Here is a 26,487-nt window from a genome sequence, read left to right as displayed (position 1 = left end):
ATGAAATCAGAAACCCTTGCCCAACAAGTAAAAGTGAAGAATGCAAAATTGTTCATCGATGGTGAATATGTAGATGCACTTTCAGGTGAAACCTTTGAATCCATCAATCCTGCAACAAATGAAAGGATAGCCTTTGTTGCAAATGGCAGTGAACAAGATGCAAAACGAGCCATTCAATCTGCTAAGACTACGTTTGATAGTGGCGTATGGAGCAAGATGCCTGTTGAAGAGCGGTCAGATATTTTATGTAAGATGGCCGATCTTATTATGGATAATGTAGACGAACTTGCTATGGTTGAGACACTGGACGTAGGGAAGCCGATCAAAGAGAGCCGGGGATTTGATATCCCAAGAGCTGCTTCCAATTTTCGCTTTTTTGCAGAGATGTCCAAGTACATGGTGAGCGAGCATTATGATAAACACAATATCATGTCGTACGCCAAATACAGCCCTGCAGGCGTAACGAGTTTGATCATCCCTTGGAACCTGCCGTTCATGCAGATGACATGGAAAGCATCCGCGGCTCTAGCGGCAGGCAATACGGTTGTCGTAAAACCAGCTTCATACACACCGCTTTCTGCTGTCATGTTTGGTGATATTGCAAACGAAGCAGGATTGCCGCCAGGTGTGTTGAACATTATAACAGGACCTGGAAGTACGATGGGTGCAGCGATGACGAAAGATCCAAACGTTCGGCGCATCTCATTTGTTGGTGAATCAAACACAGGAAAAATGATTATGAAAAACGCTGCTGAGAACTTGATTCCTGTTTCATTGGAATTGGGTGGCAAGTCAGCAAACATCGTTTTTGAAGATGCCGACTTAGATGAAGCAGTAAAAGGATCCATTGATGCCATCTACCGAAATCAAGGAGAAATCTGTTTAGCCGGATCAAGGCTGCTTTTACAAGAAAGCATCTATGATCAGTTTATGGACAAATTTGTTTCGGCGGTGAAGAAGATTAAAGTAGGTGACCCGACTCAAGAAGACACGGACATGGGAGCTCTCGTGTCAAAAAGTCATCTTGAAACTGTAGAGATGTATGTTGACATCGGAATAAAAGAAGGAGCCAAGTTAGCATGCGGAGGTAAGAGGGTTGAAGGGATCGGCAACGGTAATTTCTATGAACCAACCGTTTTATATGATGTGAATAATAATTGGCGTGTCGCACAAGAAGAAATCTTCGGACCAGTGCTTGTTGTCATTCCATTTAAGACAGAAGAAGATGCGATCCGTATTGCAAATGACTCACAATATGGATTAGCAGGAGTCGTTTGGACGAATGATATCCGTAGAGCACAGCGTGTTTCATCAGCTGTCGATTCTGGTCTGCTCTGGGTGAACTGCTGGTACATTCGTGACCTTCGTACACCTTTTGGCGGATCAAAAGCGAGCGGAATTGGCCGGGAAGGCGGAAGGCATAGCTTTGAATTCTACTCAGAAGCAAAAACGATAACGATGAAACTATAGATTTGTTTAAAACGTGATTGGACTCCAGTCGCGTTTTGCTCTTTGAAGATAGAAGGGAGGAATTAGTGATGCAGCAACAGATCATTTCAAAATTAACAGAAGAATTGTTAGAAGCAGAAGCAAAACTGGTCCCTGTAGAGCCATTATCCACACGATATCCAGAACTGTCGGTGAAGGATTCCTATGACATTCAGCTTCAGTGGGTCGAAAGAAAGTTAGAAGAGGGCCGGGTGATCATTGGCAAGAAGGTAGGACTTACGAGTAAGGCGATGCAAGATATGCTTGGTGTTGATGAGCCCGATTATGGCCATCTGTTAGATAACATGAAAGTGTCATCTGGTACTGAGCTTTCAAGAAAAGATTTCATCAAACCAAAAGTGGAAGCAGAGATCGGCTTTATTTTAAAAGAAGATCTTTGCGGGCCGAATGTAACATACGTGGATGTTCTAATGGCAACAGAAGCTCTTGTTCCGACACTAGAGATCATAGACAGCAGAATAGAAGATTGGAAGATTCGGCTTGTGGATACGGTGGCTGACAACGGTTCATCAGCAAGAGCAGTCATCGGAGAACCCTTTTATGATTTAGAAAAAATAGATCTGCGTACACTGAGCATGACGCTTATTAAAAACGGCGGGATCTCAGCAACAGGAACGGGAGCAGCAGCTCTTGGCCATCCTGCTTATGCGATCGCATGGCTGGCTAATAAACTGGCGGACTATAACATTTCTTTAAAAGCAGGTGAACTGATCCTGCCTGGTGCATTGTCTGCTGCCATTGATGTGGATTCTGGCGATGAAATTACCGCGGCATTCGGAAAACTAGGTTCTGTAACCATCTCGTTTCGTGAATAAAATTTGTTAAAGAGAGGACTTTTTATTGTGAAAAAAGTGAAAGCAGCGATCATTGGATCTGGTAATATTGGTACGGATCTTATGTATAAACTTCAAGGAAGCGACTGTTTGGAACTTACGGCCATGATAGGGATCGATGCAGAATCTGAAGGATTAAGGCGGGCAAAGTCCGCTGGATACAGAGTTTTTACGAATGGCATCGAGGACTTTGTGGAACGCCCAGAATTAGCTGATATTATTTTCGATGCGACATCAGCTAAAGCCCATATCAGGCATGCTGAAATTTTAAAAGACATGGGAAAAACAGTGATCGATCTAACTCCTGCCGCAGTAGGTCCTTTTGTATGTCCACCGGTAAATTCAGGTGAACATCTGGAGTCCAGGAACATTAATATGATTACGTGTGGCGGACAGGCAACGATTCCTATTATTCACGCTATCAATGAGGCGGCTGATGTTACATATGGTGAGATTGTTGCAACCATCTCTTCATTAAGTGCAGGGCCTGGAACACGTGCAAACATTGATGAATTTACCATAACGACCAGGCGTGGAATCGAGGAAGTCGGCGGGGCGGATAAAGGGAAAGCTATTATTATATTAAATCCTGCAGCCCCCCCAATCCTTATGAGAGCGACCGTTTATTGCGAAGTGAAACATGATGATAAAGAGCAGATCAGAGAATCTATTATGAACATGGAAAAAAGGGTACAAGGTTACGTGCCAGGCTTCCGGTTAAAACAGGAACCATTATTTGATGGCAACCGGGTGACAGTGTTTGTAGAAGTCGAAGGTGCGGGGGATTATTTCCCGAAATATGCCGGTAACCTGGATATTATGACTGCAGCAGCTAAACAAGCTGGAGAAATGGCGGCCAAACATTTGTTAGGTGAGAAAAAAGTGAATAAGGCGGTGACGATGCATGAAACGAAATAGCACATTACCGCTAAAGTTTACAGAAGTCTGTCTTCGTGATGGCAGTCATGTGATGGCGCATCAATTTTCGGAAAAGCAAGTGTATGCTGCAGCGAAAGCACTTGATGAAGCTGGCATGCACTACATTGAAGTGAGCCATGGAGATGGACTGGGCGGTTCAACACTGCAGTACGGTAGATCGCTCATAGATGAGATGAAGCTGATAGAAATCGCGGCTGGTGTTTGTAAACAAGCAAAGATTGCAGTTCTTTTGCTGCCTGGTATTGGAACTGTTCATGATTTAAGGCAAGCACGTGAATTGGGAGCCAGTCTTGTTCGTGTCGCAACACATGTAACAGAAGCCGATGTATCACAGCAGCACATCCGCATAGCACGTGAACTTGGCATGGAAGTAATGGGGTTCTTGATGATGGCTCATTCAGCACCTGTTGAAAAGCTCGTGGAACAGGCCAGGCTGATGGAATCCTATGGTGCACAAGGTGTGTACGTAACGGATTCTGCTGGTGCCATGCTCCCGCATGAAGTAAAGGAAAAGATTTCTGCCTTGCGGAATTCACTTGATATTGAAGTTGGATTTCATGCGCATAACAATTTATCTGTTGCAGTTGCCAATACACTTGTTGCGATCGAAGAAGGAGCGACTCGAATTGATGGCAGTGTGCGGTGTTTAGGAGCTGGAGCTGGAAACACACAAACAGAAGTACTGCTTGCCGTATTAGATCGAATGGGTATGGAAACTGGTATTGATCTGTATAGAATGATGGACTTAGCCGAAGACGTGATCGGGCCGATGCTTCCGGGTTCCCAGGAAATTCGAAAAGGCAGTCTAGCGATGGGATACGCTGGTGTATATTCGAGCTTTTTACTGCATGCAGAACGTGCGGGCAAACGGTTTGGGCTGGATTCGAGAGATATTTTGATTGAACTGGGCAGACGAAAAGCAGTCGGCGGACAAGAAGATCTTATTATTGAAGTGGCTGCTGAACTGGCGAAACAAGTAAAGCAGGGGGTGTAATGAATGGCGGTTACGAACAAGTTAAAAGTGGAAGTGATCGATTATCTATTACGTGCTGAGCATGAAGTTAAAGAAGTAGTAAAAATAACAGATCAGTACCCTGATCTTTCGATAGAGGAAGCGTATGATCTTCAAAAAAAGCTGATTGAAAGACGGATGGAGAAAACAAAAACGAAGCGTCTCGGCATTAAACTTGGTTTAACAAGCAAAGCAAAGCAAGAAATGATGGGTGTTCATGAAGCTATCTATGGTTACTTGCTTAGTGATATGCTGGCGTTTGAATGGGAGCCGCTTCAGCAGCATCGCCTCATCCATCCTAAAGCCGAGCCTGAAATTGCCTTTATTATGGGTGAGGATTTAATGGGGGAAGAGGTAACAGCCGCCGATGTGATGAAAGCTGCTAAGTTTGTTGTAGCAGCTATTGAAGTAATCGACAGCAGGTACAAGGATTTTCGTTTCACTTTGCCAGATGTAGTTGCTGACAACTGCTCCTCGGCCAAACTGATATTAGGAAGCAAGATGGTGAAGCCAGAGGAACTGGATCTATCGAATATCGGTATGGTGATGAGTAAAAATGGTGAGATGGTAACAACGGGTTCGGGATCCGCCGTACTCGGACATCCTGCTGAAGCGGTGGCTTGGGCGGTTCAAAAGCTGGCTCAGCGCGGTGAAGGACTGCAAAAAGGAGATATTGTACTCAGTGGTGCGTTATCCGAAGCAGTAGCCTTTGATATGGATGATACGATCATCGCTCAATTTGACGGACTAGGCTCAGTCACGCTGTCATCCAGATACGTAAAGTAAGGAAGAATTACGATGCCAATTATACATGTCCATGTTATTGAAGGCAGAACGGATGAACAGCTGAGTATGCTGATGGAACGACTAACGGATGCTGCTGCAGAAAGTTTAGATGTAAAAAAAGAACAAGTCCGGGTGTTGATTCAAGAAGTTCCGAACAAGCACTGGGGAGTTGGCGGAAAGCCTAAGAGGTGAGAACTGAGCTAAGGTTCAGTTCTTTTTTGTTGAAAAGATTCATTTCCTAAATAAAACGTGAATAAAACAACCTCGCACTGTCATACAACTTAACGGAGTGACAGCGAGGAGGGAGCTTGATGATTACACGATTTAACAGGCTTGCTATAGAACTGCCGACACCGATAAATCCTGACGCGAATGCGGCTGCTGCTGTACAGGAACTTTTAGGCGGCCGTTTTGGTGAGATGTCAACGCTTAACAACTACATGTATCAGTCATTTAACTTCAGAAAAAGAGGCAAGCTGAAACCATTTTTTGATTTGGTTTCTAGTATTACGGCAGAAGAGTTCGGCCACGTTGAACTTGTTTCACATACGATTAACATGATGATCTATGGTACAACACAACCTGGTGATGTAAATGATGCTCCGATGGAAGCGGCTAAGGATAAAAGGAACTCACAGCATTTTATTGTAACGGCACAAACGTCATTTCCGTTTGATTCGATGGGGAAGCCTTGGAACGGGGACTATGTGTTCAGCAGCGGAAATCTGCTGATGGATCTTCTTCATAACTTCTTCCTGGAGTGCGGGGCAAGAACGCATAAGATGAGAGTTTATGAGATGACGAGTAATCCTGTAGCACGTGAGATGATAGGTTATCTGCTCGTTCGTGGAGGTGTCCATATTCTCGCATATGCAAAAGCAATTGAGATGGTAACAGGAGTAGATGTCAAAAAGATGCTGCCAATACCAGATCTCGAGAATGCGGCATTTGAAACAACACGTAAATTTGAGGCACAAGGCATTCATAGAAAGCTCTATACATTTAGCGACAAGGATTATCGTGACATTGCTTATATTTGGGCAGGTGAGCATCCTATGGGCGGCCAGCTTGAAACGGTAATCGGTGCTCCTGAAGGCGCTCCGATGCCGGAATTACGGTCCATTTCAGAAGAGTTTGCCCCAGGTATCTCACAAGAAGACTTTGTTCAGATTTGGGAACGATTAAAGAAGAATGCAGGAATGAGTTGACCGGCCGGGGTAAAATACGTCCGGTTTTTTTGTGTTATTATTAATTTGTTTACATGATACGAGATAGTGAAGGGAAGTCCATAGATGACATACAGACAAATTAAATGGTTGATTCTTTTGATTCCAACAATTTCGGTCGGTTTATGGGAATACTTGCGGCATACCATTCTACTGCCATATATATCAATGAACGCAGGAAACTGGTTATCTGCGATAATCGTATTTCTTGTAACTCTCTATTTTTTAAATATATTGTTTGGAAGACTAGAACGTATGCAGCAAGAACTGCAAAGAGAGCGATCTGAGAAAGCGGTATTGGAAGAAAGAGAGAAAATAGCAAAAGAGCTGCATGATGGAATTGCGCAGTCACTCTTTTTTCTGTCGGTTCAAGTCAATAAAATGGGGAATGATTTTAGTAAGGACAATAAACCTTATAATAAATTAAAGAAAACGTTGCAGCACATTCATGATGATACAAGAAGTGCTATTCAAAATCTTCGAAGTTTGCCATCCCATGATGATATTACATGGACAAAATCATTGGATGCTTTTTTTAATGAGATGGAGAGTCAACATGGACTCAAGATTCATCGTGAATGGTGTTTGGAAGACGACGATTTGTCTTCAAAGGAAAAAATAGAGTTGTTTGCCTGTGTACGAGAAGCGATCATCAATGTAATCAAACACGCAGTTACGAACGAAGTGTGGTTAAAAACAACGACAACACCAAAAGGCTGGATTTGCAGTGTTATGGACAAGGGTGCAGGATTTGACACCAATCAAATAACAGATGGATTTGGGTTAAAAATAGTACAAGACAGAGCTTCTTCAATGGAATGGAAGCTAAATATTGATAGCATGCACGGGAAGACCACCATGACGATTGAAAAGGAGGAAAGTGCATGACACAACCGATTCGATTATTGCTTGTAGATGATCACCTTCTTGCCCGGGAAGGTGTAAAAGAAATTCTAGAAGGACAGAAAGAGTTTGAGATCGTTGGAGAAGCATCGAACGGTGTACAAGCTGTCGAGAAGACACAGGAACTTATACCTGATCTGGTTTTAATGGACATCTCCATGCCGAAAATGAACGGTTTTGAAGCAACAAAAGAAATTAAGCAGCAATTTCCAAATGTAAAAGTGGTTATGATGACAGTTTCTTATGATATCACTGATTGGTTTGAAGCTTTAAAAAAAGGAGCACAAGGGTACCTCCTCAAAAATTTAAATACTGAAGATATGCTGAATGGGCTAAAAGCATACTCCATGGATGAGATACCTATGTCGAAAGAGATGGCATTTCGCATATGGAAAGAGTTTAAAAAAGATGGACAAGCTGAACAATCTCTTTCAATTAGAGAACAAGAAGTGCTGCAGTTAGTAGCAAAAGGATATTCCAATAAGGAGATCTCCAAAGAACTAAACATCTCTGAGAACACAGTAAAAACACATATGAAGAATATTTTAGGCAAGCTCCAACTCGATAATCGTGTTCAGCTTGCAAGCTATGCTTACGATAAGGGATTCGTTTGAGTGAGAGTGTGTCATACATTTGACACACTTTTTAAACATTATCACCCTTTAGAGTGATGACCATCTCGTTATTAGTGATTATACTTCTCCATACGAGTATGAATAAGGAGAATTTAAATCATGCAAGCAACTGCTGATCAGCTACCAGAAAATAATGAAAGTCCAACGAAAAAATCGAATAGTCTTTACCAAACATTTTGGCGCTGGCATTTTTATGGCGGAATCGTTTTTGCGCCATTTTTAATCTTACTTGCCATTAGTGGGGCTTTGTATCTGTATCAAGCAGAAATTGAAACATTCATCTATAAGGACAAACTGCTCGTTCAAGAAGATGGTAAGGCACTTCCTCTCTCACAGCAGGTCGATGCTGTTAAAGCTGAGTACCCCAAAGCTGAAATAGGTTCGATCAGGCTTCCTAAAGAAGAAAATCGAGCAACTCTTGTAAAAGTGATAGAAAATGATGTTGTTACCCAAGTGTATGTAAACCCATACTCAGCCTCAATAACGGGAACGATTCTAGATGAAGAACATTTTAAGAACGTTGTTGCGAAACTTCACAGCGAGTGGATTGTTGGGGGTACGTTCATCAACAGGCTTGTTGAACTTGCAGCGTGCTGGACGATTATCATTTTAGTAACAGGTCTTTCCATTTGGTGGCCAAGAAACAAAAAAACATTCATGGGAACAATCTTTCCGAGATTAAAGATGAATGGACGTATGTTCTGGCGTGATCTTCACGCGGTTACAGCGTTTTGGCTGTCACTAATGATTCTGATTCTGATCATAACGGGTCTGCCATGGTCAGGAGTAATGGGTGAACAGATCAACAAGCTTGCCACTTCTGCAAATGCCGGATATCCAACATATGCATTCATGGCGCCTAAATCGGAGAAGACGACCGATGAGATCGCTGAAGATATTCCTTGGGCAACAGAGAACAATCCGGCACCAACCTCTACAGAAGATGACGGTTCATTATCAATCGACCAGGTGATGTATTTAGCGCAAGAGAACAAGATACAGAAGCCTTATACAATCTCATTGCCGGAGGGAGAAGATGGTGTCTTTACCGTTGCTTCTTCAAGGGATAAACCTGATAATGAGGCGACTGTCTATTTTAATCAATACAACGGGGAGATTGTAGAAGATATTCGATTCAGTGACTACGGTTGGATGGCTAAGGCGATCTCAATTGGTATCGCACTTCATGAAGGCCATTATTTTGGACTAGCTAACCAGCTGCTGGGAACAGTCGCGGCACTTGGATTAGTTGCAATCGTTATCTTTTCACTAATCATGTGGAAAAAACGAAAGCCAGCAGGAAAATTAGGTGTACCAAAAAAATCAGACAAAAAATTTAAGCCTTGGATCATCTTTGTCATGATCGTAGCTGGCGTTATCATGCCACTTGCAGGGTTGTCCTTTATCTTTGTATTCTTACTGGATCGGTTTGTGATACCACGGGTAAAGCCACTGCAAGCATGGTTATCATAGAAAAAAATAAATTGTTTAGAGGTGTGATGGATTGATGAAAAAATTAATGATGATTTTAGGTCTAGTATTAGCCATGGCAGCCATGTCTGCATGTGGCTCAGGGGGTTCAAAAGGCGAGCATGAGAACCATAAAAATCATGAACAGCATAACAGCGAAAGCGAGGAGACGTCTCAGTCATTAGACTGGGACGTTCAGTCGTTTGCTTATAAAGACCAAAATGATGCTGAATTTAGTTTATCTGACCTAAAAGGCAAGGTCTGGCTTACGAATTTCATATTTACAAACTGTGAAACAGTGTGCCCGCCAATGACAGCTCATATGGCAAAGCTTCAGCAGATGGCAAAGGAAGAGAATGTTGATGTGGAATTTGTTTCGTTTTCCATTGATCCGAAAAGAGATGATGCAGCTGCTCTAACCAAGTTCGGAGAGAATTATGATGCTGATTTTTCAACCTGGCACTTTCTTGGAGGATATGGGCAGGAGGAAATTGAGAAGCTAGCCCGAGATTCATTTAAAACGCCTGTAGTTGCTGACCCTAATTCTGATCAGTTCATACATGCAACAGCTTTTTTCTTGGTAAATAAAGAAGGAAAAGTGGTCTCCCGATACGATGGAGTTGAGAACACTCCATATGATCAGATCATCAAGGATATGAAAAAAGAAACTAAAAAATAAATTGCCGCATGTTCAATGAAGGATATGGAGCAAACACCCATAGGAAGAGCAAAAAATGAGCGGGGGAAATAAATAGTTGGGGGACAGTCCCCAAACATTTATTTCCCCCTTTTGTTTTTGTTCACACAATAGTAAGGGTTATAGGGTCTAGAAAAACCTATCTTATGCTAAAACTATAATTAGAAACGTGATATTGGAGGTAATTTTTTATGAACGCGATCAAAACCTTACGAACAGTGGGCATTATGGAAGGATGGTCTTTCCTTATTCTTCTCTTTATCGCAATGCCGCTTAAACACTTCTTTGATAAGCCGATGGCCGTAACGATTGTAGGGGCTCTGCATGGGCTTTTGTTTATTCTTTATGTTCTTGCTATCCTATATGTTTGGAACGTGAAGAAGTGGCCGTTCATGCGTGCGTTCCTAGCGGGAGTTTCATCTGTTATACCATTTGGTCCATTCATCTTTGATCGTAAGTTTTTAAGAGATTAATACCTGTTCAATCGGAGGCCCCTTGTTAAAAGGGGCTTCTTTATTTTGGTCAGGTATGGCTGTGAATGTCTGTTTTTTCGAACGACCTATATTTATGTGATTTAGACTTAATTAACGTTTAAATGACTTAATTTTTCTGTTTAAGGCTTAATTCGTCTGGATTTTGACCTAATTACAGATTTAAATGGCTTATACATCCACGCATAACCCAACCTCATCCAGCCACATCCATCCTTACTCCAACATGTTAAGAAATTATTTAGATTGTTTTAATTTCCTAATTTACGGTTATTTATACCTTAATATGTTCTTAAATGGGAGGTCTGTTTTGACAATGAAAGCACTCTTACTTAACGCGTCCCTTAAAAGCGGTGAGGAAGTCTCAAATACTGAAAGTCTGATGAATGAAGCGGTATCCATTTTTCATAAAAACAATATAGAAACCGAAATGGTAAGGCTTGCCGATTATCAAATAGCATACGGAGTAACTGATGATGAAGGTGATGGAGATGAATGGCCTGAAATTTTTGAAAAAGTAAAATCTGCAGATATTGTGATCCTTGGCACACCCATCTGGCTGGGTGAAAAAAGCAGTCTTGCTACCCAGGCGATTGAAAGGCTTTATGGTGCAAGTGGCATGACGAATGAAAAAGGCCAATATATATTCTATAACAAGGTGGCAGGTGTTGTTGTGACTGGAAATGAGGATGGAGCGAAACATGCCAGTGCATCCATTCTATATGGATTGTCACACATTGGTTTCACGATTCCGCCGAATGTAGATACATATTGGGTTGGTGAAGCGGGACCGGGTCCTTCTTATATTGAAGCTGAAGGAAACCAAAATGAGTTTACGATGCAGCACAACCAAATAATGACGTACAACCTGATTCACTTTGCAAAACTTTTAAAAGATCATCCGATTCCAACAGAAGGCAATGTCGTGAAAAGCAGTAGCTAAAAAAAGGAGGATATTTATGGCGATCGAGCATTTAGCAGTTGAACGGTTAAGTGAGCACTACAAAAGTGTCAGGTCATTATCTGAAAAGCTAGCATCAAGACTCCAAAACGAAGACTCCATCATTCAGGCGATGCCTGATGTAAGCCCCCCTAAGTGGCATCTGGCCCATACAACGTGGTTTTTTGAACGTTTTATCTTAAAAGAAAAGAATCCCTCTTATGTTCCGTATAATCCGCAATTTGATTATCTTTTCAACTCTTATTATGAAACCATAGGTTCTTATCACCCAAGGCATTCAAGAGGTGTGCTCTCCAGGCCTTCGATGGAAGAAGTGTACGATTATAGAAAACATGTAAACGAAGGAATCTTATCCCTGTTAAAAGATTATGGAGACCATATCCCGGAAGACGTAGAAGAGCTTGTTGAGATCGGCCTGCAACATGAGCAGCAGCATCAAGAGCTACTTTTAACCGATATTAAATATAACTTTAGCTGCAACCCTTTACTCCCAGAATATGTGGAAGCAACTTTGAGCCTTCAGACAGATTTGAGATCGTTATCTACCTATATAAATATTGACGGTGGTCTTGTAGAGATCGGATTTACAGGCACAGGGTTTTCCTTTGATAATGAACGGCCCCGTCATAAAGTTTGGCTTGATTCATACAAGCTAGCTTCTCATCCCGTTACGAACGGTGAGTATATTTCTTTTATTGAATCAGGAGGATACGAACAACCAGAACATTGGCTGTCAGATGGATGGGCAGCCGTCAAAAAGGAAAAATGGAAGCACCCGCTTTATTGGCGAAAAACAGAAGATGGCTGGTACACCTTTACGTTAACAGGAGAAAAGAGGTTAAACCTTGATGAACCTGTTTGCCATGTGAGTTTTTATGAAGCAGATGCATTTGCTAGGTGGAGCGGAAAAAGGCTCCCGACTGAAGCTGAATGGGAACATGCGATGGCGTCAATCCCGATAGAAGGGAACTTTGTGGAAAGCGAAGCCTATCACCCTGTCATCAGAGAATCACATACACGTTCACCCATAAAAAAAGCTTATGGAGATGTATGGGAATGGACGAGCAGCCCGTACACTTCGTACCCTCAAAGTAAACCGCTTGAAGGTGCACTTGGTGAGTACAACGCTAAGTTCATGTGTAACCAGATGGTGTTAAGAGGGGGATCGTGTGTCACGTCTCAATCTCATATCCGTCCAACTTACCGAAACTTCTTTCAAGCCGATAAAAGATGGCAGTTCAGCGGCATACGCTTAGCAGAGGACCTATCATGAAAGCAGTTAGGTCCAATGTACAGTATCATGTTGGGAACGAAACAGAAACAGAAACAGATATGTACAGTGAAGTGCTCGCCGGATTAAAAGCAGAAAAGAAAACCGTTTCTCCCAAGTACTTTTATGATAAGAGAGGGTCGGAGCTGTTTGAAGCTATCACGATGCTTTCTGAATATTATCCGACACGAACAGAATTGTTTATATTAAATAAATTTAAAAATGAGATAGCCGAAGCAATTGGGTCCGACACAGCACTTGTTGAGTTTGGAAGCGGAAGCAGCGAAAAAGTGAGAACGCTCCTTGAAGCGCTGCCCGGACTAAAAGAATATGTACCGATCGACATATCCAAAGACTTTCTATATCAATCAGCAAGAGCTCTTTCCATCGAATACCCGCATTTAAACGTTCATGCAGTTTCGGCTGATTATACAGCGAAGTTTCATATTCCTGAACTCCTGTCTCAAAGCAAAGCCGTATTCTTTCCTGGTTCTACAATAGGAAACTTTGACCCGGATGAAAGAATCAACTTTTTAAAAATGACCGCTGACTTCTTATTGCCCGGTGGAGGGCTCTTGATTGGTGTAGATATGAAGAAGGATCATGCTGTATTGAACGCAGCCTATAATGATAGTAAAGGTGTCACAAGTGAATTTAATACGAATCTGCTTAACCGGCTAAACCGTGAGCTTCTCGCTGACTTTAACCTTGAAAACTTCCGTCATCATGCCTTTTACCATGCAGAAAAAGGCAGGATTGAGATGCATCTCGTCAGTCTTAAGAATCAGAAGATAACCATTGGGAATGAACAAGTTGCTTTCTCGGAAGGGGAAACCATCCATACGGAAAATTCATATAAATTCACGATTGAGGAATTTCAAGAGATTGCGTCATCATGCGGTTTTACACCTAAAAAAGTGTGGTGCGATGAGAAGAATTGGTTCAGCATGCATTATTTGATGGTAGAATAGATCACGGCAAAAAGACTCCTTAAAAGAGGAGTTTTTTTCGTGTTGCCGAATGCATCATTTTAGGAGGTGCCATAATTGATTGCAGCTATTTTTCTATTTATCATAGCAGGCTTAGCGGAAATCGGTGGTGGATATTTAGTGTGGCTTTGGCTAAGGGAATCAAAGCCATTTTCTTATGGCCTAGCAGGGAGTCTTATTTTAGTAGCATATGGAGTCATTCCCACTTTGCAAACTTTTCCGAGCTTCGGGAGAGTGTACGCTGCATATGGGGGCGTTTTTATCGTATTGGCCGTTTTGTGGGGATGGTTGGTCGATCGAAAGACGCCAGATGTTTATGACTGGGTCGGAGCAGGAATCTGTCTGATTGGGGTATCAGTCATTTTGTGGGCACCGAGAAGTTAACGAACCGAAATTAGACTAAATCGTTTTGTTGGGAATATTAGAAACAAAAGTAGATAATAAAGAAAAAGGCATGAAAGAAGGGTTAATATGGAACTGAAAGGAATTCACCACGTTTCTGCACTTACCGCTAAAGCGCCTGAAAACTACACGTTTTATACAGAAGTAATGGGGCTCAGACTTATAAAGAAAACTGTAAATCAGGATGATACAAGTGTTTATCACTTGTTTTATGGTGATGAAAAAGGAAATCCCGGAACAGAGCTTACTTTTTTTGAGATTCCGATGGCAGGAAGAAACCATGATGGCAATAATAGCATTTCCGCTATTTCCTTGCGTGTTAAAAATGATGATGCCCTGACATTTTGGGAAAAGCGTTTAAAAGAACATGGCATACAAACAGAAGGTATAAAAGACAGGGCAGGCCGTCAAACGTTAGCCTTCCGTGACAAAGAAGGACAAAGACTGATATTAGTTTCTGATGAAAAAAATGAAGGAGTTGCTGGTGGTCAGCCTTGGAGTAAAAGTACAACCCCCGAAGAACATGCAATACTAGGCCTCGGTCCTGTCAGGCTGACTGTTCCTGCAGCAGAGCCTACAATTGAAGTGCTGATCAAGTTATTAGGCTTTCGTCATAAAGGAACATACGCGGCAGAAGTAGCCGGACAGCCTGAGATCATTGTATTAGAAACTGGAGAAGGCGGAAGTGGTGCTGAAATTCATGTGGAAGAACGAATTGATCTTCCGCAGGAACGTTTAGGCAGGGGCGGTGTGCACCATGTTGCGTTCCGTGTTGATAACGAGGATGAACTGCGCGAATGGATTGAAAGAGTGAAAACATCCAGATTTGCGAACTCTGGGTTTGTGGATCGCTTCTACTTTAAATCGCTATATTTCCGTGAGCCAAACCGTATTTTATTTGAACTCGCGACTGATGGTCCGGGATTCGATACGGATGAGGATTTAGAACATCTGGGAGAATCACTCGCTCTGCCTCCATTTTTAGAACCGCATCGCGAGGAGATTGAAGCTAAGTTAAAGCCTCTTGATACAAAACTATAAGTTAAGAACAACGCTTGAATCTCTAGGGATTCAGGCGTTTTTTATGTAAATGTGTAATAAAAACCTTATTTTAGGAAAAAGTAAAAAACGCTAGGAAGGTTTTTTTACGATAAAACACAGCGGAGGGCTTCACATGTTATTAAATGGGTTTGCTGGATTATTATTATTTATACAACCGGTTCAAACATATGACACGTTAACAGTAAACCAACAAGGACAGATAATCGCTGAAGTGAATCGAGATCAATTTACAGCTCCGATACCAGGATTTCCAATGGTCGATCAATCTAAATACCTTAAGTTTGAGGAGAATCTTGATAAAAAATTATTTAGGGCACCGGTCAATGCCAAGCTAAATGACCATGGCGGCATCGTGCCGGGACAAGTGGGCTATCGATTAAACCGCAGCGCTTTTAAAGAAAAGTTCTATACCTATTTTTTTGCAAATGGTTCTCAAAAGATGGATGTTCCCGAGATGAACATCTACCCAAAAGTAGATACCGAACTTCTTGCTCATATTAAAACACAGCAGATTGGACAATATGTAACGTATTTTAACTCGAGGAATAAAAGTCGTACAACAAATATTGAGCTTGCGGCAAAAGCCTTAGACAGCCACGTAGTTTTCCCCAATGAAACATTTTCGTTTAACCAGGTGGTTGGAAGAAGAACAACAGCAAAAGGGTACATGCGAGCGCCGATTATCGTAAGAGGTGAATTGTCTGAAGGAGTAGGCGGTGGCATTTGCCAGGTATCTTCCACATTATTTAATGCGGTGGACCGTGCGGGGTTGCGAATTGTTCAACGATATTCCCACAGTAAACGTGTACCCTATGTGCCATCTGGAAGGGATGCTACTGTCAGCTGGTATGGTCCGGATTTTCAGTTTCAAAACAAATACAACCAGCCAATTCTGATTCGAGCCAATCGATATGGAAACAGCTTAGTCATCAAACTTTTTTCATCAGATATGCTCGATCGTAAAGTGCGTAATGTTCCAAATGCACCAACAAACCAGCCTGAAGAAGTTCATATTGACCAGGATGTGCATCTTTCTAACCCCACAAGATAATTTAGAAGGTACAATGATGTAAATGCAGAAAGATGTAATGGGGCTTTTTAAAAGAACATGTACCTGGGGAGATGGATGTTTTGCAGACACTTGAAAAATTAACGAGTCGATTTTGGTATCAAACACCTGTTTCAGAAACAGATCGCCCGATTTTAGGAGCTGTAATGGGAACTGACATGACTTTAATGATTGATGCAGGTAACTCAGAAGACCATGCGCGGTTTTTCTTAGAAGAACTTCAGAAGAGTGGAGTTCCGGCGCCAAGCCTTGTGGCCATCACACACTGGCATTGGGATCATATTTTCGGACTATCAGCATTGAAAATCCCTTCCATTGCTTCGACTAAAACTAAAACAAAGATGGAAGAATTGGTTCCTTTTTCATGGTCAGACGAGGCGATTGACGATCGAGTACAGCAAGGCATTGAGATTGAATTTTGTGCAGAAGCGATAAAAAAGGAATTTACCGAACACAGAAACATAAGCATTAAACTGCCAACGATTACGTTTCATGAGAAACTTGAAATCAACCTTGGGGGAGTAACCTGTATCCTTCAACATGTTGGAGGAGATCATGCAAATGACTCCATAATTGTTTACATAAAAGAAGAAAAAATTTTGTTTTTAGCAGATTGCATGTACGCCAATATGTACGCACCAAAAAACAACTACACAACAGATGCTGCATTAAGGTTACTTGATCTTGTTGAGTCTTTCGATGCAGAGACGTATATCTTTTCACATTGGAAGCCTGCAACAAAAGAAGAGTTTGTAAATGAAGCCCAACTACTTAGAAGGGTTGCAAGCCTGACAAAAAAATGTGAAGGTAATCTGCTGGCAATTACAGAAGAATATAAAGTCCTGGTTGAACGAGAAGTAAAGGAAGATGAACTTGAAACCATTCAATTTTTTGTGAATGGCTATGAACAATATAACTAGAATAAGAGGTTAGGAGAATAAGATGATTCAAGAGTTTAAGGTAGCGATCGAACAATTTGAAGGAATTGAAAGGCAGATTCGTGTGTGTCTACCGTCTGGATACGAGGAGAGTCATAAACACTATCCGGTGCTTTATATGCATGATGGACAAAATCTCTTTAGGGATGAAGAGGCAAGCTATGGTGTTTCCTGGGGACTAGCTGATTTTTTAGAAAGAAGTAGAACGCCTCTAATTATTGTGGGAATCGACTGCAATCATGAAGGATTTGAACGCTTAAATGAATACGCTCCATGGGAAAACCAAACTGTTGGACCTGAACTTCTAAAATTTGAAGGGGTCTATGGTGGAAAAGGGAAAGAGTATGTGGAGTTTCTGCTTAAGACTCTAAAACCACTGATTGATGAAAAATATCGGACAAAGCCTGAAGAAACATTAATGGCAGGAAGTTCAATGGGAGGATTGATCTCCACATATGCGGCATGCCGTTACCCTCATGTATTCAGCCGAGTAGCAAGCATATCTTCTGCGTATTGGTTTAATCAAAAAGAAATTGAAAGCTTTATAGAAGAAAGTGACTTAAGTGCGCTCGAAAAGTTTTATCTGGATATTGGAGCAGATGAAGACAGCTCAAAAGTGGACGCAAAACATTACATCCAGTCTTCTGAAGAGGTTTATAGAGTGTTTAAGGAAAAGGGGATCGAGGTGCGATTTGACATCATAGAAGACGGAAAACATCATGAATCAGCTTGGCGTGCACGGATGCCAGAGATCATTCAATATTTGATGAAGTAAGGGAGCGGATGATTTTGATCACATTTGAACGTATGAACAATAAGCAGTTTAAGAATTACCTGGAATTCATGTTGCCGGATTATAAGCGTGACACAGCTGAACATTATATGATGACGATAGAAGAAGCTAACGAGAAAGCAGAAAATCAAATGGAAAGTCTGCTTCCGGATCAGGAAAAAACGGAAGGACAGTATTTGTTCAACATTAAAAGTGATGAACACATCGCTGGTTATCTTTGGTTTCATGTAGAAAAAGAAAAAAAGAGAGCATTTCTCTATCACATTTATATTTTGGAATCGTTCAGAAAACAGGGAGTTGCTCAAGCTGCACTTGCCTTTTTTGAAAATGAAGCAAAAGACGAGGGAGCGGACTCTGTTGGTTTGCATGTCTTTGGAAGCAATGAAAATGCCATTGGACTTTATAAGAAGCTCGGCTACAGACAAGCGTCTATTTCAATGAATAAAGTTTTGTAAACGTTTTAAAAGGGAGAGAGAACACATGCGCAAAATCGGATTACAGCTATACTCTATACACGCGGAGGCCGAAAAGAATTTACTTGGCACGTTGGAAAAAGTTAAAGCTATTGGTTATGACAGTGTGCAGTTTGCAGGGCTTTTTGGCATTTCAGCAAAAGAGGTGAAGAAGGTACTGGATGCGAATGAGTTAACTGCTGCAGGTGCTCACATACCCTTAGACCAATTCTCAGGTGATGCCTTTAAAAAGCAAATGGAAGATCAGCTAATTTTAGAAAACGACTTGATGATCATGCCTTACTTAACGGAAGAACAAAGAAAAACGATCGATGACTATAAGCGTGTTGCTGAATTGTTAAACGAAGCTGGCTTCAGAAGCAAGGAGTATGGCATTCGGGTTGCTTATCATAATCATGACTTTGAATTTCATAAGCTGGACGGTAAGTTGCCGTTTGATGTAATCTACCGGGAAACTGATCCTGATCTAGTAAAAATGGAGCTCGATACGTATTGGATAAAATATGCGGGTTACGAACCAGAAGAATTATTAAACAAGTACAGATTCCGCTGTATTTCTCTACATCTAAAAGATATGACAGTAAAGAACGGGGAAAAACAAAGTACGATTGCAGGCACAGGGATTTTAGACTTGAGTCGTTTCCTGCGATTAGCAGATGAGCAAAAAGTGGATTATTGTGTGATCGAACAAGAATATTTTGAAGGTGATCCACTAAAAGAAGTAGAAAAAGGAGTGCAAAACGTAAAGTCATTCTTATAAAGGGAGAAACACAAGATGGAAGGTATGACCATTGTGCCTTATTCAGAGGAGCATATTGAGGCGATTCAAGAGCTGAACAAAACCGAAAACTGGACACAGCTTGTCGAACGGAATGAAGAAACAAGGAATGCTTGGAAAAATTCTAATGTGGCTTATGTTCTAGTGAAAGATAACTCTGTAGCTGGATATGTTAGAGGGTTATCCGATGGATATGTAACGCTTTATATCTGCGAGATGTTAATCGCTAAACCTTATAGAGGATTAGGTTTAGGCAGCAAATTATTAAAGTTTGTACATGCAAGGTATCCGAGAACTCGGATGGAAATGCTCGCATCCAGTTCATCACATACTTTTTATGAATCTCAGAAATTCAGACCCTTCTATGGTTTTCGAAAAACATACGAAGAATAAAAAACGAGGGAGCGTTTGTAATGGGTGAGAAAGTGTCGAGTATTGCCCCGATTCAAAGTCACGTTAATAATGTGTTTGTGCATGTGCATCTACTGTCGGTAAGTTAAATAAGGAAATAAATATTTAATAAATTTAAATATTTTTAAAGGGATTTAGTAGATTTTATAGAATTATAAAGAATAAGGCGCACTTTATTTAGAAAATCAATAGCCTATGAGGTTACCTATAAAGAGGTGTCCATAAATTCTTGTCATAACCGGTTGGTGAGAGAGTGGTTTTACTTTGCCGACATACCGATTCCGATATTGAGCCGGACTCTATTCCCAGTGAATAAAGGAGATTGTATGCTGGATTCTCAATAACGAGGAGTAAAGATATGCACGTATATACATACGAATTAGGATTAATTTTCCTTGTACAGGGGAAAAGTACGGTAAATTGCATATTTCATAAGGTTGATAATCGGAACAAGGGGTGAAAGGTATGAGAAAACCCGATGACGAGAAATTATGGGACACAGGTACATCAGATTTTGAGGAAGGCGATAGAATCACCTTTTACAATACCGAACAAGGTGTTGAGAAAACGTATATTGTTAAACGAGTGAAAGACAATGGAGATATAGAACTTGTGTATTCTGTGAAAAAACCGAGGCCACCCATTCAATAATAAAAAGAAACAAGATACAACAGCTCATATTTTCGTGAGCTGTTTTTAATTTTTCATTTTAAAATAAAAGTATGAGTTCTTAATTTCATAAAACTGGAATGCTAAATATTGGGTGTTTTGTAGTCGTTCAAATGGGATAAATAAGAGGAAGCGACACATTTGAGAGGGAGTATTTCGTATGAAACATAAACCATTAATTGGTCTTACAAGTACGGTTATGAGTGTTAATACAATTGAAACGCAATACGAAAATGTAGATACGATCGTTGTTTATAATAAATTTGCTGAAACCGTCAGAGATGCAGGGGGGGTTCCTGTCGTTATCCCATTGGGGAAACCAGAGGAAGCGGAATTCTATGCAAACTTATGTGACGGATTTATCTTTACAGGCGGAGAGGATATTAGTGCGATCACGTATGGTGAAGAGCCTCATCCTAAATTAAAGAAAGTAAATAAACACCGCGATGATTTTGAAATTGAACTAGTCAAAAAAGCGCGAGAAAAAGAAAAAGCCATATTAGCTATGTGCCGTGGATACCATTTATTAAACGTTAGCTTTGGCGGGTCGATCATTCAGGATGTTGAGAGTGAATTTTCTGACAGCATCAATCATTTTCAACAATCCGCAACTCGAACAGAACCAACCCATACGGTGACTATTGAAGAAGACAGCATGTTGTATAAGATAATTGGTGAAAAAGAAGCTGCCGTGAATAGTTTCCATCATCAAGCCATCGGCAAAGTAGGTAAAGGTTTAAGAGTTGCAGCAAGAGCTGCTGACGGTGTAATCGAAGCATTAGAGCTCGAGGACAAAGAAAAAAAATTCTTATTGGGTACACAATGGCACCCAGAAGAATTGAGACATGAAAATAAAAATATGATGGCCATCATTACAACGTTTATTAAAGAAGCAAATAAATCTTAATAGATATAAAAACCTCCAGTAGCTGGAGGTTTTTTCATTGTATAGAAAGGATATAATTTACAGGAGGAAACTTTTTCTAACCAAAAACGTAATATAGGAAAGAAACTATCGAGGAGGCTGTCTCATGAATATATCGAGACTACTGAAAATCATTACAGGCGGAATAGAAGCATTCCTGGGAATTCCTTTTTTAGGAGGAGCCATCATCCTAGCTTCTGCCTGGGGGCCACTTCAATTCATGTTTGTTTTCCATTTGATTACCCTCGTGATCTGTATCGTCCAAAAAGAAAGATTCTACGGTAGTATTTTAGGCCTCATCACATCCGTTGTAGGATACTTGCCTTTTGTCGGTATGGTCATGCATATCGTAACAGCTCTCGTCTTATTATTTGATGCAGCAAGAGGAAGCCGAAAAAAGAAGAATGAACACGTGATGGACGTAAGAAGGAACTAACCCCTTTTAATAATTAACAGCTTTCAGCCCTATGGTTGAAAGTTTTTTATTTTGTGGGTTTCAATAGAAGAATTTGTTAATTATTAAAGGAAAATAGGAATCGGTGATAAAACAAGAAACTGAGACTTATGGTCTTTTGTGAGGGATGTATAATAAGGGTAAGAATTTATGCACTTTTGTTAAAAGGGGAACGGAAATATGAACAAACATCTCGTATTTGTATATGGAACTCTTCGAAAGGGTGAAAGTAATGCCCATTATTTAAACGAAGCCAAATGCGTGGAAGATAATTGTCTTATAGAAGGTACTCTCTATGATACAAAATGGGGTTATCCAGCTCTCCTCCAAACAAAAGGGAAGATCTCCGTTGTCGGTGAGCTATATGAAGTTACAGATAAAGAGCTGAAACAGCTAGACGAACTTGAAGATTACGATGAAAACGGAACGAACAACCTATATGAACGAATTTTAGCAAAAATCCAAACTCCGAATGGGGAGAGAGAAGTAATTGTATATGTAATGAATGAGGCGAAAGAACATTTTACTCCTATCCAAGAAAATGATTGGGTTTCCTATCAAAAGAATAATAAATAAAACAAAAAAGAGGTCGCCATTTTCATGGAGAGCCTCTTTTATGATGTGTATGAGAAATCTTCTTTATTTAGTAATCAAGGCAGCTATACAATGAACAGCTGAATCAACGTCTTCAAACCTGTTAAGGGAGTTTGTTTCAATCTGAATTACTTCAAAAGATTGCTCGTTCTTTGAGTACTTGACAGAAAAAACGGCAGTATTATTTTCACTAAAGGTGTGTGTAATATCAGATTCAATATATTGTTTATTCTGCAAATTTAAAAGTATGTCTTTCACATCTTGTTGGTTCATGATACATCGTCCCCTTTCTATTATGGGGGCTTGTTAGGAACCCAAATAATATAATATTTTCACTTATTAACATTTATGCTAACATAATAAATTTACGAAGTACAGGGAACCGTAACCAACTTCTCCCAAATTTACTGTTTTTTTATCGTCAAAATCGCCTCTATTTCGACATTTCCTTTCAATGCCCGCGAAATCATGCACGAATGCTCAGCTTTTATGGCGAGTTTTTGAAGAAGTGTCGAAACATCCTTTAACGGGTCATGTTTGATCGTGACGATTGGTTTATGGATAATCCTTTTATAGGTAATAACCCCGTTCGTAACATCAACAATTCCTTCTGATTCCATCGTTAAATCTATTTTTTCTATCTTACTCCGTTCCATTAAGGCTGCCAGGGTAATAATGTAGCATGTTGCTGCTGCTCCAAGCAGCATTTCGTCAGGATTCGTTCCGATCCCTGGTCCGTCCATTTCAGGTGGGATTGATACGGTTGCTTTCAAATGATTTGTTTCGATCGTTCCTGAATCGTTCCTGCCACCGGGCCAATGTGCTTTAAGACGAAAAACATGTTGAGTCATCTACCATTCACCTCATTTTTATCTTATTTCTAGTGTAAAGGAAAGAATGTTATTCGTCACATATCTTGTTTATGGAGAAAAATTATCTTTTTAGTGATCCAAATCTAAATTCTCTCCGTTAGCTATATGAAATTTATTTGATGCCGGCCTTAAGGTGTTGAAGCTTCTATGGAAGACGGAGAGTCGAACAAGAACGTAATGCTAGGATCTGAATACTTGATGCAATGTATGACGGTTAAGATGAGGAAGATTCTATCTTAGAACTTTAATAATTTATGAAAAGAGACGGCGGACGTGCTGTCTCTTTTTCTGTTGAGATTGAAGGCTAGGAAATAGTGTACAATGCTCGCATACGAAAAAATGAAACACCTGCTTTTAGATGCAGGAAATGCAGAAAACACCCTGTACAAATTAAGAGATTTATTGAAGGAAATAAATTGTGGGGGGACTGTCCCTCAAACGGCCCCTCATGTATACTTAATTTTATTAAGTATACATGAGGGGTTAGAGGTTAGGAGATGGCGCGATGGTGCATAAAGAATCAAATTTAAGATTGGTAGTGGCCGGTTTACTTCTTGGTATTCTCATGGCTGCAATGGATAACACCATTGTTGCAACGGCCATGGGAACCATTGTGGCAGACCTAGGAGGATTCGATAAATTTGTTTGGGTAACAGGATCTTACATGGTTGCAGTTATGGCAGGAATGCCGATCTACGGAAAGCTTTCCGACATGTATGGAAGGAAGCGTTTTTTCATCTTTGGTCTTGTCGTCTTCCTAGTTGGTTCTGCACTTTGTGGCCTTGCACAAAGCATGGAACAGCTGATTGCGTTTCGAGCCATTCAGGGGATTGGCGGAGGCGCACTTTTACCAATAGCTTTTACCATTGTTTTTGACATCTTCCCACCTGAAAAAAGAGGGAAAATGACGGGTCTGCTTGGAGCGGTTTTTGGAACTTCGAGTGTTCTAGGTCCGTTACTTGGTGCATTCATTACAGACGCTATTGGGTGGCACTGGGTATTTTATATCAACGTACCGATAGGTGCTGCTTCATTTTATTTCATTTTCCGCTATTATAAAGAAACACTTGAGCACCGTAAACAGAAGATCGACTGGTGGGGAGCGATAACGCTTGTTATTGCGGTCGTCAGTTTGATGTTCGCTCTTGAACTCGGAGGAAGAACGTACGCGTGGGATTCTACACAAATCGTTTCTTTGTTCACGATTTTCACAGTCTTTTTTATAGTTTTCTTTGCTGTTGAGCAGAAAGCAGAAGAACCTATCATCTCTTTTTGGATGTTTAAAAAACGTCTGTTTGCAACATCACAGATCCTTGGTTTTCTATATGGAAGCACGTTTATCATTTTGGCAGTCTTTATCCCGATATTTGTTCAAGCGGTTTACGGCGGATCTGCGACAAGTGCAGGATTGGTACTCACACCAATGATGCTGGGTTCGGTTGCCGGCAGCATGATAGGCGGTATTTTCCAAACAAAAACGAATTTCCGTAACTTGATGATCATATCCGTAATTGCTTATTTTACAGGCATGTATATGCTAAGTGGAATGACGCCGGATACTTCAAGAATAATGCTGACAATCTTTATGGTAACTGTAGGATTCGGAATGGGATTCTCTTTTTCTCTTTTACCGGCTGCATCTATTAACAAAATGGAATTTCGTTACCGTGGCTCCGCAAATTCTACAAATGCCTTTTTACGTTCATTAGGAATGACGCTTGGAGTAACCATTTTCGGAGCACTGCAAAACCGTCTTTTTTATGAGAGCTTAAATGAGAAACTCGAAGGTATAAGTGGAGCAGGGGCAGGTATGTTAAAAACAATAGATCCTCAAAAAGTCTTTCAAGCTGAAGAACGTTCTAAGATTCCTGATGAAATATTAGAGGGTATTACTGCATCTATGTCAGATTCTATTACAACTGTTTTTACGTATGCGCTTATTCCAATTGTGGTTTCTGCACTTGTCATTCTACTTATGGGAAATGAACGAGTTGAAACATCTCGAGTACCTGAAACAAAGCCAGAATAAATAAGAGAGCTTGGGAAAATAGATTCCAAGCTCTTTTTTATTCAACCCTTCTAGTATTTTCATAACAGAGCAAAATCACATATCCGATCACTAGGAATGGGAACAAAACTTATGTGTCAGGATGACATAGTGAGATGTATTTATAATGCAGAATGTGAAGTTTTCTTTTCTTTTTTCGGAGCTACTGTATAAGACAAGGAGATCACAATATCAATCGCAAGTATCAGTGCCCATATCCTAGTAATGTTATTAGCCGTATCATTTTGATAGAACAAGTCTGTATTTGTTTTTTCATACCACTCCTCAAACAAAGTATTTAACTGTATGTTTGAGACTGCGTCAGAGAGACCGAACATAAGGAGAAACAAGCCTTGTACAGCAAAAAATACAAGAAAGTGTTTATAAAGGTTTCGTCTTTCTTGTTTCGCATGTGCCATCCCATAAAGTGGTTTGGAAGCAGTAAATTCCGGTTCCGGCAAACCTCGCCATTTTGCTGCTTTTCGTTGAATAAAACCATCAAGCTTTTGAAAATCACTCTTTCCATAAAGAAATGCATAGGCGATAACAATCAGAATAATTATCTGATATGCAGAGAATTTACCAGTCTTTAAATAATCGAAATATCCCATTGTAGCAATCCATAGATCATTGAGAATAAATAGGATGAAAAACGCTACACTTAGCTTATTTAAGTTGAACCAATACCTTACAACCAAGAAAGATAAGGTCGACACCCAGAATATAATCTCTGCGAGAATTAGAAACAGCCATTTATTGTCTAAAATGAAATCCACTAGATCATTTCGTCCTTTCCATTTCATTATTATTTTCCATTTTAAAGAATATCACGGATAAATGGTTAAGTCTTCCATAAAAAGTACTACTTTAAAAATATGGTAAAATTAGGTAATTATTATGAGAAAAATGGAGGATTGCAATGTATTCTGACATTGCATTTGAATTACGTAGAATTCGAATTACCTTAATTGTTTTAGGCTGTTTACTTATGTTTATAACAGGTGCAAGCCACAATGTCACCGTTGATAACAGGAATGATGAGTTCTCTGGCAATATAACCAGTTATCATAAAAACCTTGTGTCCCTTAGCAATGGGCATTTCGGTCTATATAGCGGCGATGCACAATTTGTTGAAGGTACTCAAATGAAAATTTATTTTTATGATGAAAACTTGTTTTAAAAAGTGGAGTAAACTTGGATACAGTTGGCAGAATCACAGAGTATTACTATAGCCAAGATGTTTAATTAAGTATGTTTTCCTACTTTATGATATACTTTT

The 26,487-nt window shown here is 40.4% G+C and carries 32 protein-coding genes; 29 read left to right on the top strand and 3 right to left on the bottom strand.

Annotated features, from left to right (window positions below; all coding sequences use genetic code 11):
• The 27 genes from IEV52_RS16450 (at position 1) to IEV52_RS16320 (ending at position 22,271) form a co-directional block, all read left to right on the top strand.
• Positions 1-1,470: an aldehyde dehydrogenase gene (locus IEV52_RS16450; protein ID WP_188403574.1), complete on the top strand. Its 1,470-nt coding sequence runs from the start codon at positions 1-3 to the stop codon at positions 1,468-1,470.
• A gap of 68 nt (positions 1,471-1,538) precedes the next feature.
• Positions 1,539-2,324 (top strand): 2-keto-4-pentenoate hydratase, encoded by a 786-nt coding sequence (locus IEV52_RS16445; RefSeq protein ID WP_188403573.1) that lies wholly within the window; start codon positions 1,539-1,541, stop codon positions 2,322-2,324.
• Between the two features lie 27 nt (positions 2,325-2,351).
• Positions 2,352-3,260, top strand: coding sequence for an acetaldehyde dehydrogenase (acetylating) (locus IEV52_RS16440; RefSeq protein WP_188403572.1), 909 nt, complete (start codon positions 2,352-2,354; stop codon positions 3,258-3,260).
• Complete coding sequence (gene dmpG / locus IEV52_RS16435) at positions 3,247-4,275, top strand: 4-hydroxy-2-oxovalerate aldolase (RefSeq protein ID WP_188403571.1); 1,029 nt, start codon at positions 3,247-3,249, stop codon at positions 4,273-4,275. Before IEV52_RS16440 ends, dmpG begins: the two co-directional genes overlap by 14 nt.
• Before the next feature lie 3 nt (positions 4,276-4,278).
• On the top strand, positions 4,279-5,079 hold the full coding sequence (locus tag IEV52_RS16430) for a 2-keto-4-pentenoate hydratase (protein WP_188403570.1): 801 nt from the start codon (positions 4,279-4,281) through the stop codon (positions 5,077-5,079).
• A gap of 12 nt (positions 5,080-5,091) precedes the next feature.
• Positions 5,092-5,271 (top strand): 4-oxalocrotonate tautomerase, encoded by a 180-nt coding sequence (locus IEV52_RS16425; RefSeq protein WP_188403569.1) that lies wholly within the window; start codon positions 5,092-5,094, stop codon positions 5,269-5,271.
• A 119-nt stretch (positions 5,272-5,390) separates the two neighbouring features.
• Positions 5,391-6,287, top strand: a complete 897-nt coding sequence (locus tag IEV52_RS16420; protein ID WP_188403568.1) for a manganese catalase family protein — start codon at positions 5,391-5,393, stop codon at positions 6,285-6,287.
• Between the two features lie 84 nt (positions 6,288-6,371).
• The gene (locus tag IEV52_RS16415) at positions 6,372-7,193 is read left to right on the top strand and encodes a sensor histidine kinase (RefSeq protein WP_188403567.1); all 822 of its coding nucleotides are present in this window, start codon (positions 6,372-6,374) and stop codon (positions 7,191-7,193) included.
• Positions 7,190-7,822, top strand: a complete 633-nt coding sequence (locus IEV52_RS16410) for a response regulator (protein WP_188403566.1) — start codon at positions 7,190-7,192, stop codon at positions 7,820-7,822. Before IEV52_RS16415 ends, IEV52_RS16410 begins: the two co-directional genes overlap by 4 nt.
• Positions 7,823-7,942: 120 nt before the next feature.
• On the top strand, positions 7,943-9,316 hold the full coding sequence (locus IEV52_RS16405; protein WP_188403565.1) for a PepSY-associated TM helix domain-containing protein: 1,374 nt from the start codon (positions 7,943-7,945) through the stop codon (positions 9,314-9,316).
• Between the two features lie 34 nt (positions 9,317-9,350).
• Positions 9,351-9,992 (top strand): SCO family protein, encoded by a 642-nt coding sequence (locus tag IEV52_RS16400; protein WP_188403564.1) that lies wholly within the window; start codon positions 9,351-9,353, stop codon positions 9,990-9,992.
• 209 nt (positions 9,993-10,201) lie between these two features.
• Positions 10,202-10,483, top strand: coding sequence for a DUF3817 domain-containing protein (locus tag IEV52_RS16395; protein WP_188403563.1), 282 nt, complete (start codon positions 10,202-10,204; stop codon positions 10,481-10,483).
• Between the two features lie 334 nt (positions 10,484-10,817).
• A complete protein-coding gene (locus IEV52_RS16390) occupies positions 10,818-11,444 on the top strand; it encodes a flavodoxin family protein (protein WP_188403962.1) in 627 nt (208 codons plus the stop codon).
• A 16-nt stretch (positions 11,445-11,460) separates the two neighbouring features.
• A complete protein-coding gene (gene egtB / locus IEV52_RS16385) occupies positions 11,461-12,735 on the top strand; it encodes an ergothioneine biosynthesis protein EgtB (RefSeq protein WP_188403562.1) in 1,275 nt (424 codons plus the stop codon).
• On the top strand, positions 12,732-13,703 hold the full coding sequence (gene egtD, locus IEV52_RS16380; protein WP_188403561.1) for an L-histidine N(alpha)-methyltransferase: 972 nt from the start codon (positions 12,732-12,734) through the stop codon (positions 13,701-13,703). The genes egtB and egtD overlap by 4 nt, the downstream gene beginning before the upstream one ends.
• A gap of 75 nt (positions 13,704-13,778) precedes the next feature.
• A complete protein-coding gene (locus IEV52_RS16375) occupies positions 13,779-14,105 on the top strand; it encodes a YnfA family protein (protein WP_188403560.1) in 327 nt (108 codons plus the stop codon).
• Between the two features lie 87 nt (positions 14,106-14,192).
• On the top strand, positions 14,193-15,164 hold the full coding sequence (locus IEV52_RS16370; RefSeq protein ID WP_188403559.1) for a ring-cleaving dioxygenase: 972 nt from the start codon (positions 14,193-14,195) through the stop codon (positions 15,162-15,164).
• Positions 15,165-15,297: 133 nt separating this feature from the next.
• The gene (locus IEV52_RS16365) at positions 15,298-16,236 is read left to right on the top strand and encodes a VanW family protein (protein WP_188403558.1); all 939 of its coding nucleotides are present in this window, start codon (positions 15,298-15,300) and stop codon (positions 16,234-16,236) included.
• Positions 16,237-16,316: 80 nt separating this feature from the next.
• Positions 16,317-17,174 (top strand): MBL fold metallo-hydrolase, encoded by an 858-nt coding sequence (locus tag IEV52_RS16360; protein WP_188403557.1) that lies wholly within the window; start codon positions 16,317-16,319, stop codon positions 17,172-17,174.
• A gap of 22 nt (positions 17,175-17,196) precedes the next feature.
• Positions 17,197-17,967 carry an alpha/beta hydrolase gene (locus IEV52_RS16355; RefSeq protein ID WP_188403556.1) on the top strand — a complete coding sequence of 257 codons (771 nt, stop codon included), beginning with the start codon at positions 17,197-17,199 and terminating at the stop codon, positions 17,965-17,967.
• A 32-nt stretch (positions 17,968-17,999) separates the two neighbouring features.
• A complete protein-coding gene (locus IEV52_RS16350) occupies positions 18,000-18,440 on the top strand; it encodes a GNAT family N-acetyltransferase (protein ID WP_188403555.1) in 441 nt (146 codons plus the stop codon).
• A 25-nt stretch (positions 18,441-18,465) separates the two neighbouring features.
• A complete protein-coding gene (locus IEV52_RS16345) occupies positions 18,466-19,218 on the top strand; it encodes a sugar phosphate isomerase/epimerase family protein (protein WP_188403554.1) in 753 nt (250 codons plus the stop codon).
• Positions 19,219-19,233: 15 nt separating this feature from the next.
• Positions 19,234-19,629 carry a GNAT family N-acetyltransferase gene (locus IEV52_RS16340; protein WP_229754319.1) on the top strand — a complete coding sequence of 132 codons (396 nt, stop codon included), beginning with the start codon at positions 19,234-19,236 and terminating at the stop codon, positions 19,627-19,629.
• Positions 19,630-20,112: 483 nt separating this feature from the next.
• Complete coding sequence (locus tag IEV52_RS16335; protein ID WP_188403553.1) at positions 20,113-20,298, top strand: hypothetical protein; 186 nt, start codon at positions 20,113-20,115, stop codon at positions 20,296-20,298.
• 178 nt (positions 20,299-20,476) lie between these two features.
• A complete protein-coding gene (locus IEV52_RS16330) occupies positions 20,477-21,223 on the top strand; it encodes a gamma-glutamyl-gamma-aminobutyrate hydrolase family protein (RefSeq protein ID WP_188403552.1) in 747 nt (248 codons plus the stop codon).
• Between the two features lie 124 nt (positions 21,224-21,347).
• Positions 21,348-21,677, top strand: a complete 330-nt coding sequence (locus IEV52_RS16325) for a hypothetical protein (RefSeq protein WP_188403551.1) — start codon at positions 21,348-21,350, stop codon at positions 21,675-21,677.
• Between the two features lie 198 nt (positions 21,678-21,875).
• Complete coding sequence (locus IEV52_RS16320; RefSeq protein ID WP_188403550.1) at positions 21,876-22,271, top strand: gamma-glutamylcyclotransferase family protein; 396 nt, start codon at positions 21,876-21,878, stop codon at positions 22,269-22,271.
• Positions 22,272-22,334: 63 nt separating this feature from the next.
• On the opposite strand, the gene IEV52_RS16315 is transcribed toward IEV52_RS16320, so the two are convergent.
• Both IEV52_RS16315 and IEV52_RS16310 read right to left on the bottom strand, forming a co-directional pair.
• On the bottom strand, positions 22,335-22,562 hold the full coding sequence (locus IEV52_RS16315; RefSeq protein ID WP_188403549.1) for a hypothetical protein: 228 nt from the start codon (positions 22,560-22,562) through the stop codon (positions 22,335-22,337).
• Between the two features lie 131 nt (positions 22,563-22,693).
• Positions 22,694-23,140, bottom strand: coding sequence for an OsmC family protein (locus IEV52_RS16310; RefSeq protein ID WP_188403548.1), 447 nt, complete (start codon positions 23,138-23,140; stop codon positions 22,694-22,696).
• Positions 23,141-23,666: 526 nt separating this feature from the next.
• Here IEV52_RS16310 and IEV52_RS16305 point away from each other — a divergent pair.
• The gene (locus tag IEV52_RS16305) at positions 23,667-25,190 is read left to right on the top strand and encodes an MDR family MFS transporter (RefSeq protein WP_188403547.1); all 1,524 of its coding nucleotides are present in this window, start codon (positions 23,667-23,669) and stop codon (positions 25,188-25,190) included.
• Between the two features lie 140 nt (positions 25,191-25,330).
• Here the strand turns inward: IEV52_RS16305 and IEV52_RS16300 are convergent, their stop codons facing one another.
• Complete coding sequence (locus tag IEV52_RS16300) at positions 25,331-26,011, bottom strand: hypothetical protein (RefSeq protein WP_229754318.1); 681 nt, start codon at positions 26,009-26,011, stop codon at positions 25,331-25,333.
• Between the two features lie 116 nt (positions 26,012-26,127).
• On the opposite strand from IEV52_RS16300, the gene IEV52_RS16295 reads away from it, so the two are divergent.
• Positions 26,128-26,388, top strand: coding sequence for a DUF6672 family protein (locus IEV52_RS16295; protein WP_188403546.1), 261 nt, complete (start codon positions 26,128-26,130; stop codon positions 26,386-26,388).
• Positions 26,389-26,487 lie beyond the last annotated feature (99 nt).

It is taken from the genome of Fictibacillus barbaricus (genome assembly GCF_014635025.1).
Classification (GTDB): Bacteria; Bacillota; Bacilli; order Bacillales; family Fictibacillaceae; genus Fictibacillus; species Fictibacillus barbaricus.
Note: the sequence above shows the minus strand (reverse complement) of the source record. Positions and strands in the feature narration are given on the sequence as shown.